Origin of the sequence: Paraplanobispora takensis (genome assembly GCF_016863195.1) — a bacterium.
Lineage (GTDB): Bacteria > Actinomycetota > Actinomycetes > Streptosporangiales > Streptosporangiaceae > Planobispora > Planobispora takensis.
This window is the reverse complement of record NZ_BOOK01000041.1, coordinates 92,830-110,773: the sequence shown is the minus strand read 5'-3', so window position 1 is coordinate 110,773 and position 17,944 is coordinate 92,830. Positions and strand designations below refer to the sequence as shown.

The window sequence follows — 17,944 nt, the reverse complement described above, 5'->3', positions numbered from 1 at the left end:
CGCGGCCGGACGCCGCGCGCCGGACCCCGGCGCCCGCGTCGCCGCCCGGGTCCCCCCTTTCCGATCCGCCCCGACCCGCCGGGCGACCCACCCGCATCTGACAAGCGCGCGTACCCGTTAGTCAACCTCTCTGGCGCTCGGGGAGCCCCGGAAAAATCAGGAAATACAGCGGCTTCTCCAGCGAACAGGACCCCTGAATGTAGATCGTTCTTTACGCTCTACTCAGAGCCGTAGTCAAGGCGAGCGGAGAAGACCGTGACCGAGTTCGACGGCATCGTCATCGGCGGAGGGCACAACGGGCTCACCTGCGCCGCCTATCTCGCCAGGGCCGGGCTGTCCGTCGCGGTGGTCGAACGCAACGACGTGGCGGGCGGCGGCTGCGCCACCCGGGAGCTCACCCTCCCGGGCTTCCGGCACAACACCCACAGCAACTACCACTTCCTGGAGGAGGGGCCGGTCCCCGCCGACCTCGCGCTGCATCGCCACGGCCTGCGCTACGTCTATCCCGAGGTCCAGCACGCCACCCTGTTCAGGGACGGCCGGGCGATCACCGTCTACACCGACCCCAAACGCACCGCCGAGTCCTTCGCCCGCTTCTCCGCCGCGGACGCCGAGCGCTGGCTGGAGCTCCACGAGCGCTACGCCGAGGCGGCCCGGGGGCTGATGAACGGCTTCCTGTACTCCAGGCCGCTGCCTCCCCCCGTCCTGGCCGAGCGGCTCAAGGGCGACCTCGGCCGCGACCTGCTCAGCTACGTCCCGCTGTCCATCTACGAGGCCGTCGACAGGAACTTCGAGAGCGACCAGGTCAGGGTGCTGTTCAAGTCCTTCCTGCATGCGATCTCCATCGAGAACGTCCCCGGCACCGGAGGCTTCTTCCCCCGGCTCCTGTCGCGCGTCGCCAGGCTCGGCCTGCCCGTGGGCGGCGCGGCGAACGTGGCGCTGGCGCTGCGCCGGGTGATCGAGGAGTACGGCGGCACGGTGATCACCGGCCGGCACGTCGAGCGGATCCTGGTCGGCGACGGCCGGGCCACCGGGGTCGGGCTGGCCGGCGGAGGCGTGCTGACCGCCCGCCGTTTCGTGGCCAGCGCGGTGGACGCCCCCCAGACGGTACGGCTGGCGGGCCCCGACGTCTTCGGCGCCGAGATCGCCGCCAAGGTCGCGGCCTACCGGTGGGCCGGGCACAGCCTGGTCTCCCTGCACCTGGCGCTGGACGAGGCGCCGCGCTACCGGGCCGCCGCGTTCGAGCCGGACGTGGACCGGGCCTTCCTGTTCGTGCTCGGCGCCGACGACAGCGAACAGCTGGGCCGTACCTTCGACCGGATCCACCAGGACCGGCTGCCGGACCGCCTGGCGGGCAACGGGGCCTGCCCCACGCTGTTCGACCCCTCCTACGCGCCGGCCGGCAAACACGTGGCGTTCTGGTGGCCGTGGGCCCCCTACGACCTCGACGGCGACGCGGCCACCTGGGACGCGCGGCGCGAGGAGATCGGCGAGCGGCTGCTGGCCGAGTGGGCGGAGTACGCGCCGAACCTGGCGGGCGCCGTACTGGGCAAGAGCGTCTTCTCCCCCCTCGACATCGAGCGGCACTGCGTCAACATGGTGCGCGGCAGCCACCACGTCGGCGCCTACGAGCCCGCCCAGCTGGGCGGCAACCGGCCCGTCCCCGAACTGGGCCGCTACCGCACCCCCGTCACCGGCCTCTACCTGTGCGGCGCCAGCAGCCACCCCGGCGGCTCGGTCTCCGCGGCCCCCGGCTACAACGGCGCGAACGCCATCGCCGAGGACCTCGGGATCACCCCGTGGTGGACGCCGGTGCCCGCTCCCCGGTGGGACGAATGAACCGTCGTTTCGTGACCACGTCACCGGGGGCGGGCGAGCCGCGGGTCGGCAGCCCCGCCTCGCTGCACGAGCGGCTCTCCCTGCTGAACGCGGCGAGCACCCGGATCGGCAGCACCCTGGACCTGTTCGAGACGGGCCGGGAGCTGATGGAGGTGTGCGTGCCGCGCTTCGCCGACGCGGCGGGCATCCTGGTGCAGGACCGGATCGTCACCGAGGGCGAGTTCCCGCACCGCACCACCGACGGCTCGGCCCTGGTGCGGCGCATCGCGGTCGGCGTGGCGGCCCCCTCGCCCGGGCAGTACGCCGAGGCCTTCCCGGTGGACGAGATCGTCGTCTACGAGGCCTGGACGCCCTACGCCACCTGCATGGCGACCGGCACCTCGATCCTGTACCCCCGGCTGGACGCCCGGACCGCCGCCAGGATCGGGCGGTTCTGGAAGCGCGACTCGGTGGCCCGCGTACTGCAGGACAGCTCGTTCCTCGTGGTCCCGCTGAAGGCGCGCGGCCAGGTTCTGGGCTTCGTCGTCTTCACCCGCACCCCGCAGAGCGCCCCCTTCGACGAGCAGGACGTGACGCTCGGCGAGGACCTCGCGGCCAGGACCGCCGTCTGCCTGGACAACGCGCGGCTCTACGGCCGCGAGCGCCGTACCGCGCTGACCCTGCAGAGCAGTCTGCTGCCCGCCGACCTCTACCGGCCGCTCGGTCTGTCGATCGCCTCGCGCTATCTGCCGGCCAGCGATCTGGCGGGCGTCGGCGGCGACTGGTACGACGTGATCCCGCTGCCGGGCTGCCGGGTCGCCCTGGTGGTCGGCGACGTGATGGGGCACGGCATCAGGGCCGCCGCCACGATGGGTCAGCTCCGCACCGCAGCCCGCACGCTCGCCGGCCTGGACCTGAGCCCGGGGGAGGTGCTGTTCCGGCTCAACCGGATGAGCCAGGATCTGGACTCCGCCCAGATCGCCACCTGCGTCTACGCCACCTACGATCCCGTCACCCGGCTGTGCTCCCTCGCCAGGGCGGGGCACGTGCCGCCGATCATCGTGCGGTCCGACGGCGGGACCGAGGTGGTCGAGCTGCCCTCCGGCCTCCCCCTGGGCATCGGCGACGCCCCGGCCGAGACGGTCGAGACCGTCCTGCCGCCCGGCGCCGTCCTCGCGCTGTACACCGACGGGCTGGTGGAGAGCCGCGACCGCGACATCGACGAGGGCATCGGCGAGCTGCGCCGCCTGCTCGCCGAGAGCACCGAGGATCTCGAGGAGGTCTGCGACCGCACGATCGGCGCGCAGCGCCCGGGACACGAGCGCGACGACATCGCGCTCCTGCTGGCCCGGGTCAGAGAGCTGTCCTCCGAGGAGGTCGCCGAGATCACCCTCCCCCCGGAGAGCGGGTCGGCGGCCGACGCCCGCCGCTTCGCCCGCGCCACGCTCTGCGGCTGGAACCTGCGCTCGCTCGCCGACACCACCGAGCTCATGGTCAGCGAGCTGGTCACCAACGCGGTCCGGCACGCCGGGGAGGGCCCGATCGGGGTACGGCTGCTGCGCGGGCCCACGCTGGTGTGCGAGGTCGCCGACGTCTCCCCCGTGGCGCCGGTCATCCGCCAGACCTCCGGCGCCGACGACGGCGGCCGGGGGCTGCGGCTCGTCAACCGGGTCGCCCGGCGCTGGGGCTTCCGCCCGATCGCCGAAGGAAAGATCATCTGGGTTGAGCTGAACCTGCCGTGACCCCTCCCGCCGCGTCCGCGACGCCGGCGGACCCGAGGCGGGCGTCACGTACGGCGCGCGCCGACCGGTCATGTCCAACGAGTGCGCTGACTACTGGCCGCCCAGAGGTTACGGTCGGATTGACGACTCGGGAGGGCACGATGATCATCGACATCCGCGAGGCCTACCGCCGCGCGCTGGACGATTTCGGCGCTCTCGTCCACCGGATCGCACCGGAACAGTGGGAGAACGCGACGCCGTGCGTGGACTGGGACGTCCACGCCCTGGTCAACCACGTGGTGGGCGAGAGCCTCTGGGTCCCCGAACTCCTGGCCGGACGCACCGTCGCCGAGCTCGGCGACACCTACGACGGCGATCTGCTCGGCGACGACCCCCGCAAGGCCTTCGACGCCGCGGCCTCGGCCGCCGTGCACGCGGCGAGCGCCGAAGGTTCCCTGACCTGCGTCACCCACCTGTCCTTCGGCGACGTGCCGGGCGAGGAGTACATCACCGAGCTGTTCGCCGACGCCCTGATCCACACCTGGGACCTGGCCCGCGCGATCGGCGCGGACGACCGGCTCGATCCCGAGCTGGTCGAGACCTGCGCCGACTGGTTCGCCGGGGCCGAGGACGGCTATCGCCAGGCGGGGGTCATCGGGGAGCAGCAGCCGCTGCCTCCCGACCCCGACCCCCAGACCAGGCTCCTGGCCTCCTGGGGCCGCCGCACCTGAGCCTCAGCAGCCTCAGCGGGCCGTGGGGCGCTTGCCGTGGTTGGCCCTCTTCTTCTTGCGGCCCCGGGCCTTGCGTGCTCGTCTCGCCATTCTCGGCCGCCTCTCGTCCGCGGGGATCAGGTCTCCACCGTCCTCCCGGGAGGCATGCCGTACAAGGCCCAAAGCAGGAGAGACCCTAAGCTCCCGCCATGAGCTCACAGTTGCTGGACCGCTGGCGGGAACTGGCCGGTCCGGAGGCCGACCGTCTGGGACTGGACCTGATCGCCCGGTACGGCGAACCGCACCGCAGATACCACACGACCGCCCACCTGGAGGCGGTGCTCGACCACGTCGACGCCCTGGCCGGGCACGCCGGCAACCCCGGCCTCGTACGGCTCGCCGCCTGGTTCCACGACGCGGTCTACGACCCGCGGCGCGGCGACAACGAGGAGCGCAGCGCGCGGCTGGCCGAGCGGGCCCTGCCCGAGCTGGGCCTGGACCCGGAGGCGGTGGCCACGGTGGCCCGGCTGGTCAGGCTCACGATCACCCATGACCCCGAGCCCGGCGACGCCGACGGCGCCGTGCTGTCGGACGCGGACCTGGCGATCCTGGCCTCGCCGCCGGAGGTCTACGCCGCCTACACGGCGGCCGTGCGCGAGGAGTACGCCTTCGTACCCGACGAGGCCTTCCGCACCGGCCGCGCCGCGGTGCTGCGCTCGCTGCTCGACCTGCCCGCGATCTTCCGGGTGGCCGGGCTGGAGGAGGCGGCCCGGCGCAACCTTCACGCGGAGCTTGACTGGTTGTGAGGGATTATTCCGCACAATCCAACACGACTCTTGGAGTCGTTTGTGGTAATTTGGAGGAAGATGTTTGATTAAGGAGTGGGTGGATGCTGGCCCAACAGCGGCAGCAGGCGATCCTCGAGCGGGTGCGCAACCACGGGGGTGTACGGGTCGCCGACCTCGTGCGCGACCTCGGCGTCTCCGACATGACGATCCGCCGGGACCTGGAGGTCCTGGCCGAGCGCGGCCTGCTGGAGAAGGTCCACGGCGGCGCCACGGCGGCCGGTCCCGGTTCGACCGAGGAGCCCGGCTTCGCCGCCAAGTCGGTGCGCCAGCAGGCGGAGAAGGAGGCGATCGCCCGCCAGGCCGCCACGCTCGTCCGGCCCGGCACCGCCATCGCCCTGTCGGCCGGGACCACCACCTGGACGCTGGCCCACCTCATCGCCGACGTGCCCGAGCTGACCGTCATCACCAACTCGATCCGCATCGCCGACGTCTTCCACCGCTCCCCCCGTCCGGACCGCACGGTCGTGCTGACCGGCGGCGTGCGCACCCCCTCCGACGCCCTGGTCGGCCCGGTCGCCGTGGCCGCGATCCGCGGGCTCCACGTCGACACGCTCTTCCTGGGCGTGCACGGGATGAGCGTCAGGGCCGGGTTCACCACCCCCAACCTGCTGGAGGCCGAGACCAACCGCGAGCTGGTCGCCTCGGCGCACCGCCTGGTGGTGCCCGCCGACCACAGCAAGTGGGGGACGGTCGGGATCAGCACCATCGCCGGACTGGAGGAGGCCCACGTCGTCATCAGCGACTCCGGCCTGCCGGAGGAGGCCCGCGACGAGCTCTCCTCCCGGGCGGGAGAGCTCATCATCGCCGAGAGCGCGCCGGAGAGCCGGGTGGCGGAGCAGTGAAGCGGACCCTGACCCACCTGGCCGACGGCCGGGAGCTGATCTATTTCGACCGCAACGACGGCGCGGACCGCGGCGCGGTCGACACGCGGGAGCTGCCCGCCCGGCCGGTCGCCTCCGAGCTGCGCTACGACCCCCTCACCGAGGAGTGGATCGCGATCGCCGGGCACCGGCAGGGCCGTACCTTCCTGCCCCCCGCCGACGAGTGCCCGCTGTGCCCCTCCTCCCCCGGCCACCTCACCGAGGTCCCCTCGGCCTCCTACGACGTGGTCGTCTTCGAGAACCGCTTCCCCTCCTTCTCCGCCCAGATCGGCGACTACGAGCAGGCGGGCGGGCTGAGCGAGGTCCGCGCGGGCATCGGGCGCTGCGAGGTGGTCTGCTTCACCTCCGACCACGACTCCTCCTTCTCCCGGCTCTCCCCCGGGCAGGTCGAGCTGGTCATGGAGGCGTGGATCGACCGTACGGCGGAGCTGTCGGCGATCCCCGGCGTGGAGCAGGTCTTCTGCTTCGAGAACCGGGGGGCGGAGATCGGCATCACGCTGGCCCATCCCCACGGCCAGATCTACGCCTACCCCTATGTGACGCCGCGCACCAAGCTCACCCTCGGGGCCGCCGGGCGCCACCGCGACCGGACCGGGCGCAACCTGTTCGCCGACGTGCTGGCCGCCGAGCGGGAGGCGCGGGTACGGGTGGTCGCCGCCAACGAGCACTGGACCGCGTTCGTCCCGGCCGCGGCCCGCTGGCCGTTCGAGGTGCACCTCTATCCGCACCGGCGGGTCCCCGACCTCGGCGGGCTGGAGCCGGAGGAGCGCCGCGCCTTCGGCCCCCTCTACACCGAGGTGCTGCGCCGCCTGGACGGGCTGTTCGGCGTGCCGATGCCGTACGTCGCGGCCTGGCACCAGGCGCCGGTGAACTCCGGCAGGGACCTGGCCTACACGCACCTGGAGGTGTTCAGCGTCCGGCGGGCGCCGGAGAAGCTGAAGTACCTCGCCGGCTCGGAGTCGGCTATGGGGGCATTCGTGAACGATGTCCTGCCGGAGGAGGCAGCACGTCTTTTGCGCGCTGTTGTCACAAGCTGATCACTGCTTTGTATCGGCTTGAAGTCGCATGACCATAGGTTTACCACTACTATCCTTCAGCACGTCGGCTTTAACAGCTGATATGCCTAATCTTGGGCACCTTGCCCAAGAACCGGGGAACCACCGCAATTGGGGTGAACCACGCATGTGGAAGGACGACCTCCCGTCCGAACCCGTCAGCTAACCCGGTCGGCTGAAGGAGAGGAGAGTTCGTGGCGGCTGCGTCCCCCGCGTCCCCCACGTTCCACCACCGGGTCGCCGTAGCCGTCTGCCTGCTCTCGGCGCTCGGATTCGCCCTCGGGGTCCCCACCGAGGGCAGCGCGGCCCCGAAGCCGACCGAGGCCGAGCTCAGGAAGGAACTGTCCAAGCTCAACAAGCGGGTGGACAAGCTCATCGAGGCCTACGCGGCCAAGCGCGAGTCCCTCCGCAAGGCGCAGAAGGCCGAGGGCGTCGCCAAGACGAACCTGCGCAAGGCCGAGGAGACCTACGCCACCGCCAAGCAGGAGGTGGACTCCATCGTCCAGCTCCGCTACCAGAGCAGCTCCGGCGGCCTGCCGGCGCTGCCGTTCGGCGGCGGCGAGGGCGACATGAGCGCCGCCGCGGTGATGGAGCAGCTGACCGCCCAGCAGAGCGCCTACCTGGAGGGCTTCGCGCAGAGCCGCGACCGCAGGAAGCAGGCCGTCAAGCGGGCCGCCGACCTCACCGAGGAGATCCGCCACGAGGCCGACGAGGTCGAGGGCCAGCGCGAGGACGCCGAGGACCTGATCGAGGAGATCAAGCGCAAGCTCGACAAGCTCGTCCCGCTGGGTTCGGGCCGCCGCTCCGACGGCAGCTGGCTACCGCAGCTGCCCAACGGATCCGACAACATCACCGACCGGACCAGGAACATGCGCGACGCCATCATGCGGCGCTTCAACCTGCCGTACGCGGTGGGCTGCTACCGGCCGGTCAACGACGGCGGCGAGCACCCGCTCGGCCGCGCCTGCGACTTCATGATGAGCACCGGCGGCGCGATGCCCACGGCCGCCAACATGAAGCTCGGCGACGAGATCGCCGCCTGGGCGCTCAAGAACAAGGGCAAGCTGGGCGTGAAGTACGTGATCTGGCGCCAGCGCATCAACCACGGATCGGGCTGGCGCTTCATGTCCGACCGCGGCGGCGTCACCGCCAACCACTACGACCACCCGCACATCTCCATGTACTGAGACGCGGCGGCGGTCGTGCGACGCCCCGGTGTGTGCGCCCGACCGCCGGACCTTGATCCCTTCCGCTTGCCCCCGCTGCTAGACTGGCCGATGAATTCCGACAAAGTGCCATAAAAGGTCACATATGAGTCGATCGGGATAGTCGGCCGGGCGGTGGTCCCGCCCGGCCCGCGACGGGTCCCGGAGGAAGGAACGGCCGAGCCGCCCGGCCTCTCCGTGAGAGGCGCCCGCACGTGACCCGGCAGACATGGATGGGCCTCCACCATGACCGAGTACCGCGATTCCAGCCAGCTCCTGCTCCCCACCCGCCTGCTGCGCGCCGCCGCGGGCGTGGCCCTGGCCGCGGGAGTGGCCCCCGTGGGCATCCCCGCGCTGGGGCCGTACGCCCTCGCCCGGACCTCCGCCGAGGCCAGTCCCGCGCTCGCGGCCCCCGCCGCGGCGCGGGCACCCGGCCCCGGGGCCCCGCGCCGTACGGGCGTGACGGCGGCGGACATGATCCGGGTGGCCGAAGGGCAGATCGGCGTCGAGGAGGACGCCGACGGCGGCGGCACCAAGTTCCACGCCTGGTACATGGACTCGGCGCGGGCCTGGGAGACCCTGGCCCGCGACGGCGGCGTCATGGAGAAGTACACCGACGCCCCCTGGTGCGCGATGTTCATCTCCTGGGCCGGCGCGCAGCTGGGCCTGCGGCGCACGGTCGGCGCGGACGCCTACGCCGTGGCCTGGGCCGGGTGGTTCCAGGACCGCGACCGCTGGGGCGAAACCGCCAGACCTGGCGCCCTCGTCTATTTCGACCTCGACGACGACGGCGGCTCCGGCATCTACCGCATCGACCACATGGGCCTGGTCAAGCGCGACAACGGCGACGGCACCATCACCACGATCGAGGGCAACACCGACCGCGGCCGGGTCGAGCAACGCGTCCGGGACGCCTCCGAGGTCATCGGCTACGGCTACCCGGACTACCCGGGAGACCGCCCCCGCCCGACCACCGGCCCGGCGGCGCGATAGACCGCGAGCCCCCACGACCGGCGGGAAGGGCGGGCCGGGCGCGGACGACACCGGCGGGCCGGGCGCGGTCAACGCCGGCGGGCGCGACGGGTCAGGACCGCGAGGGCGACGGCGGCCAGGAGCACGGCGGCCACCGTGTACGGCGGGCGCCACCAGGACTCCGCCGGTTCGACGACCGCGACCGTGGTCGTGTCACCGGGTGACCCGGCGGCGTCCGCGGCGTCGCCCGGCGGCTGCGCGGCGCCCCCGGCGGGGGCCGGAGTGGCCGACGCGGCGTCGGAGGCCGCGGGGGTGGCGGCCGGCTCCGGTGACGTCGAGGCGCGCGGATACTTGCCCGGGGGGATGCCCGGCGGGCGGATCACGCCCCAGTAGTCCATGCGGCTGTCCTCCTGGCCCTCGACCATCCGCCGGAACTCGATCGGGAGCGGAGCGATCTTCAGGTCGCCCGGCACCGTGAGGGTGCCGACCTCGTGGGGCGCGAACCAGCCCTGGATCGCCTTCACCTGCCAGGTGCCCGCGGGCAGGGAGATCGCCGCCGCGTAGTGGGCCGGCTCCGCAAGCTCCGTGCCCGTGAAGCGGACGGTCTTCTTCTCGCTGGTGAACTCCAGGGCGACCTCGCCCAGGTCGTCACCGTAGTAGGGGTGCGTGCCGTGCTGCAGCAGCCAGAAGCCCACCGTGTAGGTCGTGTCCGGGCGGACCCCGGGGACGGGGTCCATGAGGGTGATCGCCCACCCGCCCGCCTGCGCCGGCGTCCCCAAGGCCAGCACCGGGACGACGATCGCCAGGATCAGCAGAATTCTTCTCATGCCCACAGGTACACCGCCCGCCCCCAGCGGGTTCCCGTACCGCCCGATCCCGGTGGAGGGACCTCACCGCCCGAGCGAAAAAGACTCCTCCCTCAAAGAGGGAGAAATGACATGACAGCGGACAGCTGCTGGGACAGGATGGGCCCCCATGACTGACAACCGCGTAGATCCGCCCTTCGTCGCCGACGAGGCGTCCGTCCTGCACTCCTTCCTCGACTGGCACCGCGAGACCCTGGCCGTCAAGTGCGAGGGCCTGTCGCAGGAGCAACTACGGCTCCGCCCCTCCACGCCCTCCACGCTCTCCCTGCTCGGCCTGGTCCGCCATCTGAGCGAGGTCGAGAGGCACTGGTTCCGCAACATCTTCAACGGCGAGGGCGCCAAGGCGCTCTACTGGACCGACGACAACCCCGACGGGGACTTCGACGACATCGCCGACGCGTCGGCCGAGGAGGCCTTCGCCCGCTGGCGGGCCGAGATCGATCACGCCCGCGGGCTCTCCGCCGGACTCTCCCTGGACACGATCGGCAAGTCCCTGCGCCGGGGCGAGGAGGTCTCGCTCCGCTGGATCCTCGTCCACATGATCGAGGAGTACGCCCGGCACAACGGCCACGCCGACATCATCCGCCAGCAGATCGACGGCGTCACCGGCGAGTAGGCCCGGCCGGGGTCACCCACCCGGCCGCGGCGACAGCGCCTCGGCGATCACACGGTCGAGGCCGGTGAGGTCGGCCGGGCAGGCGATGGCCGCCTCGGCGAAGCGGGTGAGCAGGCGGGCGAAGGCCTCGCGGTCGGCCTGGTCCCACTCCGCCATGAGGCCGTCGAGGTAGGCCCGCCGATAGCGGACCACGGCCTCCAGCACCCGGCCGCCCGCGCCGGTCAGCACCAGCCGGGCCCGCCTGGCGTCGACGGAGGACTCCTCGCGCTCCACCAGGCCAGCCGCGATGGCGTCGTTGACCAGCCTGCTCGCGGTCGAGGGGTCCACGTCGAGCTGCTCGGCGACGGCCCCCACGGTCACCTCGGGGACGTCCAGGCTCAGCTTGTGCACGGCGTGCACGACCATCACGTTGGACATCTGGACCGGCCGCTGCGGTTCGGCGGCCTTGCGCGCGCGCAGGGGACGCGCCCAGATCCGGCGCAACCGGAACAGTGCCACATCGATCGCCGCCCCCGGCGTGCCCTCTTCCACGGGGCAACCATATCGGCGGGTACGGCGTGCGCGCCGTACCCGCCGGAGGGTCAGCCGGCCAGCCGGATCGGGTTGACCAGGTCGGCGTACATGAGCAGACCGGCCATGATGATCATGGTGAAGGCCAGCACGTAGGTCAGCGGGAGGACCTTGGCGATGTCCACGTGCGCCGGTTCGGGCCTGCGGGTGACGCGGGCGAAGCCGCGCTTGACGCCCTCCCAGAGGCCGCCGGCGATGTGCCCGCCGTCCAGCGGGAGCAGCGGGATCAGGTTGAACATGCCGATCGCCAGGTTGAAGCTCGCCAGCAGGCTGACGAAGATGCTGATCTTGTTCTCCAGCGGGGCGTCGGAGGCCGCGATCTCCCCGCCGATGCGGCTGACGCCGATGACGCCGATGGGGCCGTTCTTGTCGCGCTCCTCGCCGGAGAAGGCCGCGTGCCAGACCCCGACCATCTTCTCCGGGAAGCGCAGCAGCGAGGCGGCGGTCCGCGAGGTGAGGTCGCCCATGTGCGCGACGACGGCGCCGAAGCTCTGCCGCTCGATGACCTGCGTCGGGCTGACGCCGAGATAGCCGACCCGCTCCATCTTGCCGGGCTCGTCGAGCGACTCGCGCTCCTGGGCGATGAGCGTGGCGTTCAGGGTCACGTTCTGCCCGGCCCTGACGATCCCGATCTCGACCGGGCCCGCGCCGTTGCCGCGGATGGCCCGGGTGGCCGCCTCCCAGGTGGTGACGGGCCTGCCCGCCACCGCCACGATGACGTCGCCGGGCCGCAGCCCGGCCGCGGCGGCGGGGCTGGCCTGGTCGGCGGAGGTGCAGTTGGGGTTCTCGGCGTACTCGGCCGCGGTCTTCACGCACTCCGGGACCGCGGAGATCTGCGGCTTCTGCACCGTGATCCCGAAGCCCATGAGCACGATCGCGAACAGGATGAAGGCCAGCACGAAGTTCATCGCCGGACCGCCGGCCATGATGATGACCTTCTGCCACCAGGGCTTGCGGTAGAAGACGCGGTTCTCGTCGCCCGGGCGGACCTCCTCCAGCGCGACCTCCCTGGCGCTCTCGATGAGCCCCTGCCAGGGACCGGTGGAGACCGAGCGAACCGTTCCGGGGGCGTCGGTGCGCCGGGGCGGCAGCATGCCGATCATCCGGATGTAGCCGCCGAACGGGATCCACTTGATGCCGTACTCGGTCTCGCCCTTGCGCCGCGACCACATCGTCGGGCCGAACCCGACCATGTACTGCGTGACCCTGACGCCGAACCTCTTGGCCGGAACCAGATGGCCGATCTCGTGCAGGCCGATCGAGACCATCAACCCCACGAGGAAGATGACCACTCCGATCAGGAAAGGCCAGTCCACAGGTCCCCCAGTAGCGGATTCATCAACAATGCCCCATAAGAGACTAGCCGACATACCGACCTCTCCATCGGCCTTCACCTCAAGCCTTCCAGCCGGGTGACTTGCACATGCTTTGCCGAATGGAGACACTTTGTTAACGGTCAGCAATCACACGGTCACCACGTGACACGTCATCCGGGAGGGTGCCTTGATCGGGATCCTGGTCGCCGAGCAGCTTCCCCTGGTCCGCCTCGGCCTGGTGACGTCGCTGGACGGTGAGGCCGACCTGAAGGTGGTGGCCGACCTGGACACCGGTGAGGACGTCGTCTCCGCCGTGCTGCGGCACGAGCCGGACGCGGCGGTCATCGGCCTGGACCTGCCCGGCGCCGACGGCTTCTCCACCGCGCTCCGGCTGCACGAGAGGGTTCCCTCCTGCCGGGTGCTGATCCTGTCGCGGCATCCGACCCCGGGCCAGGTCCGCCGCGCCTTCGCCGTTCACGCACTCGGGCTCATGAGCCTGGAGGTGGGGACCCAGGAGGTCGCCGACGGCGTGCGCCGGGTCGCGGCCGGCCGCCGGGCGGTGGACTCCGACCTCGCGGTGGCCGCCCTGGGCCCGGAGGAGACCCCCCTGACCCCCAGGGAGCTGGACGTGCTCCGGCTGGCCGCGCGGGGCGCGCGGTCCGACGAGATCGCCGAGGAGCTCTTCCTGTCCGTGGGGACGGTCCGCAACCACCTGTCACGCATCATGTGCAAGACCCGGGCGCGCAACCGGCTCGACGCGGTGCGCATCGCCGGCGAGGCCGGCTGGTTGTGACGGTCCGCTGCGACGATCCGCCGCGACGACCGGCTCTGACGACCGGCTGTGCCACGACGACCGGTCGCGCCGCGCCGTACCGGCCGGGCGTCCCATGACGGGACAGCGGGCGTCCCGATCGGTCGTGGCCACGGATATCGATGAACGCACCACCTGGAAGCTTCGCACGTGAAAGAGTGTGAGCAACGGCACACCGGCTGCGGCCGGTGCGACCACTGAAGATTCCGGACTCCGGAACAACCGCGCCGTTCCCCGGGGCCCGGAATCTTCAGTGCTCGCACCATCAGCGATGTGATCGTCGGCTATGCGGCCGGCAGGTCGTGATGGGTGTCCTCGCCGTCGAGATCGGCTACGAAGGCCCATCCACTCCCCCGGTCGGTGACGTCGATGCGCCGCCTCGCCTCTCCGGGGACGCGCTTCGGCAGCCCGTTCGGGCCCGGCACCCCGTGCCCCGCGGCATCATCGTGGGACTCCACGAGACGGCAGGGTCCGGATCGTCTCTCCACGGTATGCAGTTCCTTTTCACCCCGTTGCCGGAGAATCCCCCGGGTCTTCGGCATTCATCTGGATAACTGATATGAGAATCCCAGTCTGGTTATCCGCTCGCCAGTGACCAGCTGCACGATGGCACCCATGTGATTTGTCACGATGCGCATCCACTCGAACACTGTTCGTGTCCGAGGTCAGGGCCGCCAGATGAGGATCAGGGCGCAGTCGTCGTTGTGCCCTGCCGACATGGAGTTCACCAGGTTGCGGGCCCCGGCGGAGAACCCCGAGGGCAGCAGGCGCTCGGCCTCGCCCAGCAGGCGGTCGAGACCGGCGTCGATGTCGCGGCCGGGCTGCTCGATCAGCCCGTCGGTGTAGAGCATGAGCGCCTCGCCCTTGCGGAGCACCCCCTGGTCGGGCTCGCAGTGCAGGTCCGGGACGACGCCCAGGACCACGCCCTTGGCCGGCGAGACCCGCCAGGTGCCGGTGCCTGCCTCGAACTTGACCACCGGCGGGTGACCGGCCGAGGTGATGACGTACTCGCCCGTGGCGAGGTTGAGCCGGACGTGGACGGCGGTGACGAACCCCTCGGCCTCGCGCTGGCGGTGCAGGTAGGCGTTGCACACCGGCAGGAAGTCGCTCACCGAGCCGAGCAGCCCGCCGAAGGCCCCCGAGAGCATCAGCGCCCGGGTGCCGGCGTCGACGCCCTTGCCGGAGACGTCGACCAGGGCCAGCTCCACCGTGTCGCCCTCGCGCGAGGAGACCAGGAAGTCGCCGCCGAAGGAGGAGCCTCCGGCCTGCTTGAGCACCACCTTGGTGCCCCAGTCCTTGGGCAGCTGGGGCAGCTCGCTCTGCTTCTTGAGCCGCTCGCGCAGTTCGAGGAGCATCACGTCGCCGCGCAGTCCCTGCACGCCGAGCTTGCCCCGGGTGCGGGCCATCACCCCGGCCAGCACGGAGGTGAAGCCGAAGGCCGCCAGCAGGCCCGGGCCGATGCGGCCGAAGCCGCCGGTGACGCCCACGTAGACCAGCGCGACCGCGATCGCCGACAGCAGCGTGGCGAGGCTGCGCAGCCGGAGCTGGAGACCGCCGACGAGGATGATCGGGATCATGAGGGCGGGCGAGAACCACTCGGCCGAGACCCGGGCGGCCAGGCCCCCGAGGGCCAGGCTCAGCACGATCAGCGTGATCATCAGGTTGCGGTCGCGGGCCAGCGGTCCGCGACGGAGGAACCGCACCGTGGGCACCAGGAAGGGGACCCGCACCAGGAACGCACGGAGCCCTGGAGGGATCAACGGCACCGGACGGGAACTCATGATGCGCCTGACTGTAGCGCTCCACCCCTGCTTTGGGCAGTCCACTTGACCAACGCCTAGATCATCGGGCACGGATATTGAATGGCCGCCGGGGTACGGCTCACCTACCGTAGGGAAGATGACTTTCACCCTGCGCCCCATGACCGAGGCCGACTGGTCCGACTGGCTCGCGGTCGACGAGGAGGCGTTCGGCAGCACCATCCCCCCGCACCGCGCGGAGCTGTTCAAGGGCAACACCGAGTTCGAGCGCTCCCTGGGCGCCTACGACGGTGACCAGCTGGTGGGCGTCACCGCGGTGTGCAGTTTCACCATGACGGTGCCCGGCGGCCCGATCCCGGTCGGCGGCGTCACCGCGGTGGGCGTGCTCCCCTCGCACCGCCGGCGGGGCGTGCTGTCGGCGTTGATGACGCGTCAGCTCACCGACCTGCACGAGCGGGGCGAGGCGGTCGCCGCGCTCTACGCCTCCGAGGCGGTGATCTACGGGCGGTTCGGCTACGGCAGGGCCGCCGACAGCATGATCTTCGACATCCCCCGGCACGGCGGCGCCCTGGCTCCGCACGCCCCGGCCGACCCCTCGCTGCGGCTGCGGATCGTCAAGCCCGCCGAGGCCAGGGGGATCTTCGAGAAGGTCTTCGACGCCGTGCTCGGCAGCCGTCCCGGGCTCTACGCCCGCACGCCCGCGCGCTGGGACGCGGCGCTGTCGGACCAGGATGCCGACCAGGGCGGCGCCGGGCCGCTGCGCGCCGTCGTGGTCGAGGACGGCGACGGCCCGCGGGGTTACGCGCTGTTCCGGATCAAGGCGAGCTGGAACGACCAGGGCCTGCCGGACGGCGAACTGCGGCTGCGCGAGCTCTTCGGTCTCGACCCGGCCGCCTACGCGCTGCTCTGGCGGCACGTGCTCGACCGCGACCTGGTCTCCCGCATCAAGTCCTGGAACCGTCCCGCCGACGACCCCCTGATCCACCTGCTGGCCGACCCCCGCCGGCTCAACGCGATCTGGGTGGACGACCTGTGGGTCCGGGTGGTGGACGTCGACCGGGCTCTGACCGCGCGCCGCTACTCGGCGCCGGTGGACGTGGTGATCGAGGTCGACGACCCGGTCTGCCCGTGGAACGCCCGCCGCTGGCGGCTGTCGGCCGACACCTCCGGCGCCCGGTGCGTGCCGGTGGACGACCCGGCCGACCTCGTGCTCCCGGTGAGCGCGCTGGGCGCGGCCTATCTCGGCGGGCGGACGCTCACCCCGCTGCTGGAGGCGGGCGTGGTGCGCGAGGCGCGGGCGGGAGCCGTACGGGAGCTGTCGACCGCGCTGTCGTGGGAGCCGGCGCCCTGGGCGGGCCTGATGTTCTGAGAGGGCCCGATGCCCTGAGCGGGCCCGGTCTTGCGGGACCGGGCCGCGGACGGGGGCGGGCGCGCCCGCGCGTCCTTCGAAAGGGGTGTGCCCGCGGGTTATCGTGGCGGCATGGCACTGCAGAGCTTGCAGATCACCTCGCTCACCGCGATGCGGGCCCGGGACGTGTCCCGGCCCTCCCAGGAGCAGCAGGAGGCCGCGGACCGGCGCCCCCTGCGCGATGAGACCCCGCGCAGGGAGCAGCCCCGCCGCGGCCGCGACACCAAGTAGCCCCGGCAGCCCCGGTAGCCCCGGCAGCCCCGGTGGCCCCGCCCGCCGAACCCCGCGGGAGCGGACGGCCGGGGAAGCCGGGACACGGTCAGGGCAGCGGCGGGAGCTCGCCCGTCGTCTCGTACGACGACAGCTGCTCGATGCGGCGGGTGTGCCGGTCGGCGCCGGAGTACGGCGTGGCCAGGAAGGTCTCGACGAACCCGGTCGCCTCCTCCTGCGGGTGCATCCGGGCGCCCACGCTGATCACGTTGGCGTCGTTGTGCTCCCTGGCGAGCCTGGCGGTGTCCTCGCTCCAGGCCAGCGCCGCGCGGACGCCGCGCACCTTGTTGGCCGCGATCTGCTCCCCGTTGCCCGAGCCGCCGATGACGACCCCCAGGCTGCCCGGGTCCTTGGCGACGCCCTCGGCCGCGCGCAGCACGAACGGCGGGTAGTCGTCCTCGGCGTCGTAGACGAAGGGACCGCAGTCGGTCACCTCGTGGCCGCGCTCCTTCAACCAGGAGACGAGGTGGTTCTTGAACTCATAGCCGGCATGGTCGGCACCGATGTAGACACGCACCCGCCCAGTTTCGCAGGTATGGGTGGCCCGCTCGACGCCCACCCCGGCTAGAGTAATGGCCCGTCCGCTATTGGAACCCTTACAAGAGAGAGCCCCACATGCGTGACATCCGAGTGATCGGGGATCCCGTCCTGCGCACGCCCGCCGAGCCGGTCACCGAATTCGACCGCGACCTGCGCCACCTGATCGACGAGATGTTCGCCGCGATGTACGCCGCCGACGGTGTGGGGCTGGCGGGTCCGCAGATCGGCGTGTCGAAGCGGTTGTTCGTCTACGACTGCAGCAACCGCAAGGGGCACGTGATCAACCCCGAGCTGACGGTCGACGACGACACCGTGGTGGTCGACGAGGAGGGCTGCCTGTCGGTCCCCGGCCGCGACACCGGCAAGCCGATCTACGCCAGGACCCCCCGGGCCGCCGGGGTCACCGTCACCGGCGTGGACCGGCTGGGACGCCCGGTCCGGCTCAAGGCCCGCGGCCTGCTGGCCCGCTGCCTCCAGCACGAGACCGACCACGTGAACGGCTCGCTCTACGTCGACCGGCTGGCCAAGGACGCCGCGCGGAAGGTCCTGCTGCAGACGCCCTGACCGGCGCTTTCGG

General features: G+C 71.7%; 20 protein-coding genes and 1 riboswitch. Of the genes, 13 read left to right on the top strand and 7 right to left on the bottom strand.

Annotated elements, in window-relative coordinates; all coding sequences use genetic code 11:
- The first annotated feature begins 255 nt into the window (after positions 1–255).
- From Pta02_RS28665 to Pta02_RS28655, 3 genes are all read left to right on the top strand, one after another.
- A complete protein-coding gene (locus Pta02_RS28665; RefSeq protein WP_203878070.1) occupies positions 256–1,839 on the top strand; it encodes a phytoene desaturase family protein in 1,584 nt (527 codons plus the stop codon).
- A gap of 11 nt (positions 1,840–1,850) precedes the next feature.
- Positions 1,851–3,560 carry a SpoIIE family protein phosphatase gene (locus Pta02_RS28660; RefSeq protein ID WP_239131295.1) on the top strand — a complete coding sequence of 570 codons (1,710 nt, stop codon included), beginning with the start codon at positions 1,851–1,853 and terminating at the stop codon, positions 3,558–3,560.
- 140 nt (positions 3,561–3,700) lie between these two features.
- Complete coding sequence (locus Pta02_RS28655) at positions 3,701–4,270, top strand: TIGR03086 family metal-binding protein (protein WP_203878068.1); 570 nt, start codon at positions 3,701–3,703, stop codon at positions 4,268–4,270.
- A 12-nt stretch (positions 4,271–4,282) separates the two neighbouring features.
- On the opposite strand, the gene Pta02_RS42500 is transcribed toward Pta02_RS28655, so the two are convergent.
- Positions 4,283–4,360 (bottom strand): 50S ribosomal protein bL37, encoded by a 78-nt coding sequence (locus Pta02_RS42500; RefSeq protein ID WP_507763423.1) that lies wholly within the window; start codon positions 4,358–4,360, stop codon positions 4,283–4,285.
- Between the two features lie 98 nt (positions 4,361–4,458).
- On the opposite strand from Pta02_RS42500, the gene Pta02_RS28650 reads away from it, so the two are divergent.
- From Pta02_RS28650 to Pta02_RS28630, 5 genes are all read left to right on the top strand, one after another.
- The gene (locus tag Pta02_RS28650; RefSeq protein WP_203878067.1) at positions 4,459–5,055 is read left to right on the top strand and encodes an HD domain-containing protein; all 597 of its coding nucleotides are present in this window, start codon (positions 4,459–4,461) and stop codon (positions 5,053–5,055) included.
- An 83-nt stretch (positions 5,056–5,138) separates the two neighbouring features.
- A complete protein-coding gene (locus tag Pta02_RS28645; RefSeq protein WP_203878066.1) occupies positions 5,139–5,939 on the top strand; it encodes a DeoR/GlpR family DNA-binding transcription regulator in 801 nt (266 codons plus the stop codon).
- The gene (galT, locus tag Pta02_RS28640) at positions 5,936–7,015 is read left to right on the top strand and encodes a galactose-1-phosphate uridylyltransferase (RefSeq protein ID WP_203878065.1); all 1,080 of its coding nucleotides are present in this window, start codon (positions 5,936–5,938) and stop codon (positions 7,013–7,015) included. The genes Pta02_RS28645 and galT overlap by 4 nt, the downstream gene beginning before the upstream one ends.
- A gap of 73 nt (positions 7,016–7,088) precedes the next feature.
- Positions 7,089–7,224, top strand: a riboswitch (cyclic di-AMP (ydaO/yuaA leader).
- A 3-nt stretch (positions 7,225–7,227) separates the two neighbouring features.
- Positions 7,228–8,220: a coiled-coil domain-containing protein gene (locus Pta02_RS28635; RefSeq protein WP_203878064.1), complete on the top strand. Its 993-nt coding sequence runs from the start codon at positions 7,228–7,230 to the stop codon at positions 8,218–8,220.
- 264 nt (positions 8,221–8,484) lie between these two features.
- Positions 8,485–9,231 carry a CHAP domain-containing protein gene (locus Pta02_RS28630; protein ID WP_203878063.1) on the top strand — a complete coding sequence of 249 codons (747 nt, stop codon included), beginning with the start codon at positions 8,485–8,487 and terminating at the stop codon, positions 9,229–9,231.
- Between the two features lie 68 nt (positions 9,232–9,299).
- Here the strand turns inward: Pta02_RS28630 and Pta02_RS28625 are convergent, their stop codons facing one another.
- The gene (locus Pta02_RS28625) at positions 9,300–10,037 is read right to left on the bottom strand and encodes a hypothetical protein (protein ID WP_203878062.1); all 738 of its coding nucleotides are present in this window, start codon (positions 10,035–10,037) and stop codon (positions 9,300–9,302) included.
- Between the two features lie 148 nt (positions 10,038–10,185).
- Here Pta02_RS28625 and Pta02_RS28620 point away from each other — a divergent pair, with 148 nt between their 5' ends.
- On the top strand, positions 10,186–10,692 hold the full coding sequence (locus Pta02_RS28620; RefSeq protein ID WP_203878061.1) for a DinB family protein: 507 nt from the start codon (positions 10,186–10,188) through the stop codon (positions 10,690–10,692).
- 12 nt (positions 10,693–10,704) lie between these two features.
- On the opposite strand, the gene Pta02_RS28615 is transcribed toward Pta02_RS28620, so the two are convergent.
- Both Pta02_RS28615 and Pta02_RS28610 read right to left on the bottom strand, forming a co-directional pair.
- Positions 10,705–11,223 carry a MarR family winged helix-turn-helix transcriptional regulator gene (locus Pta02_RS28615; protein ID WP_203878060.1) on the bottom strand — a complete coding sequence of 173 codons (519 nt, stop codon included), beginning with the start codon at positions 11,221–11,223 and terminating at the stop codon, positions 10,705–10,707.
- 50 nt (positions 11,224–11,273) lie between these two features.
- Complete coding sequence (locus Pta02_RS28610) at positions 11,274–12,578, bottom strand: M50 family metallopeptidase (RefSeq protein ID WP_239131294.1); 1,305 nt, start codon at positions 12,576–12,578, stop codon at positions 11,274–11,276.
- Between the two features lie 187 nt (positions 12,579–12,765).
- Here Pta02_RS28610 and Pta02_RS28605 point away from each other — a divergent pair, with 187 nt between their 5' ends.
- On the top strand, positions 12,766–13,371 hold the full coding sequence (locus Pta02_RS28605; RefSeq protein ID WP_203878058.1) for a response regulator transcription factor: 606 nt from the start codon (positions 12,766–12,768) through the stop codon (positions 13,369–13,371).
- A 302-nt stretch (positions 13,372–13,673) separates the two neighbouring features.
- Here Pta02_RS28605 and Pta02_RS28600 read toward each other — a convergent pair whose 3' ends face one another.
- Together Pta02_RS28600 and Pta02_RS28595 are read right to left on the bottom strand one after the other, a co-directional pair.
- Positions 13,674–13,847 (bottom strand): hypothetical protein, encoded by a 174-nt coding sequence (locus tag Pta02_RS28600; protein WP_203878057.1) that lies wholly within the window; start codon positions 13,845–13,847, stop codon positions 13,674–13,676.
- Between the two features lie 207 nt (positions 13,848–14,054).
- Positions 14,055–15,170, bottom strand: a complete 1,116-nt coding sequence (locus tag Pta02_RS28595) for a PP2C family protein-serine/threonine phosphatase (RefSeq protein ID WP_203878056.1) — start codon at positions 15,168–15,170, stop codon at positions 14,055–14,057.
- A gap of 118 nt (positions 15,171–15,288) precedes the next feature.
- Between Pta02_RS28595 and Pta02_RS28590 the strand changes: the two genes are divergently transcribed.
- Positions 15,289–16,518, top strand: a complete 1,230-nt coding sequence (locus tag Pta02_RS28590; protein WP_203878055.1) for a GNAT family N-acetyltransferase — start codon at positions 15,289–15,291, stop codon at positions 16,516–16,518.
- Between the two features lie 111 nt (positions 16,519–16,629).
- Entirely contained in the window at positions 16,630–16,788 is a 159-nt protein-coding gene (locus Pta02_RS28585; protein ID WP_203878054.1) for a hypothetical protein, read from the top strand.
- Positions 16,789–16,876: 88 nt separating this feature from the next.
- Here the strand turns inward: Pta02_RS28585 and Pta02_RS28580 are convergent, their stop codons facing one another.
- Positions 16,877–17,344 (bottom strand): ribose-5-phosphate isomerase, encoded by a 468-nt coding sequence (locus Pta02_RS28580; protein WP_203878053.1) that lies wholly within the window; start codon positions 17,342–17,344, stop codon positions 16,877–16,879.
- Positions 17,345–17,442: 98 nt separating this feature from the next.
- Here Pta02_RS28580 and def point away from each other — a divergent pair, with 98 nt between their 5' ends.
- On the top strand, positions 17,443–17,931 hold the full coding sequence (gene def / locus Pta02_RS28575) for a peptide deformylase (RefSeq protein ID WP_203878052.1): 489 nt from the start codon (positions 17,443–17,445) through the stop codon (positions 17,929–17,931).
- Positions 17,932–17,944: the final 13 nt, after the last annotated feature.

Coding starts and splice junctions, on each gene's coding strand:
- Pta02_RS28655 (WP_203878068.1), top strand. CDS start 3,701: ATGATCATCGACATCCGCGAGGCCTACCGCCGCGCGCTGGACGATTTC.
- Pta02_RS42500 (WP_507763423.1), bottom strand. CDS start 4,360: ATGGCGAGACGAGCACGCAAGGCCCGGGGCCGCAAGAAGAAGAGGGCC.
- Pta02_RS28650 (WP_203878067.1), top strand. CDS start 4,459: ATGAGCTCACAGTTGCTGGACCGCTGGCGGGAACTGGCCGGTCCGGAG.
- Pta02_RS28645 (WP_203878066.1), top strand. CDS start 5,139: ATGCTGGCCCAACAGCGGCAGCAGGCGATCCTCGAGCGGGTGCGCAAC.
- Pta02_RS28630 (WP_203878063.1), top strand. CDS start 8,485: ATGACCGAGTACCGCGATTCCAGCCAGCTCCTGCTCCCCACCCGCCTG.
- Pta02_RS28625 (WP_203878062.1), bottom strand. CDS start 10,037: ATGAGAAGAATTCTGCTGATCCTGGCGATCGTCGTCCCGGTGCTGGCC.
- Pta02_RS28620 (WP_203878061.1), top strand. CDS start 10,186: ATGACTGACAACCGCGTAGATCCGCCCTTCGTCGCCGACGAGGCGTCC.
- Pta02_RS28595 (WP_203878056.1), bottom strand. CDS start 15,170: ATGAGTTCCCGTCCGGTGCCGTTGATCCCTCCAGGGCTCCGTGCGTTC.
- Pta02_RS28590 (WP_203878055.1), top strand. CDS start 15,289: ATGACTTTCACCCTGCGCCCCATGACCGAGGCCGACTGGTCCGACTGG.
- Pta02_RS28585 (WP_203878054.1), top strand. CDS start 16,630: ATGGCACTGCAGAGCTTGCAGATCACCTCGCTCACCGCGATGCGGGCC.
- def (WP_203878052.1), top strand. CDS start 17,443: ATGCGTGACATCCGAGTGATCGGGGATCCCGTCCTGCGCACGCCCGCC.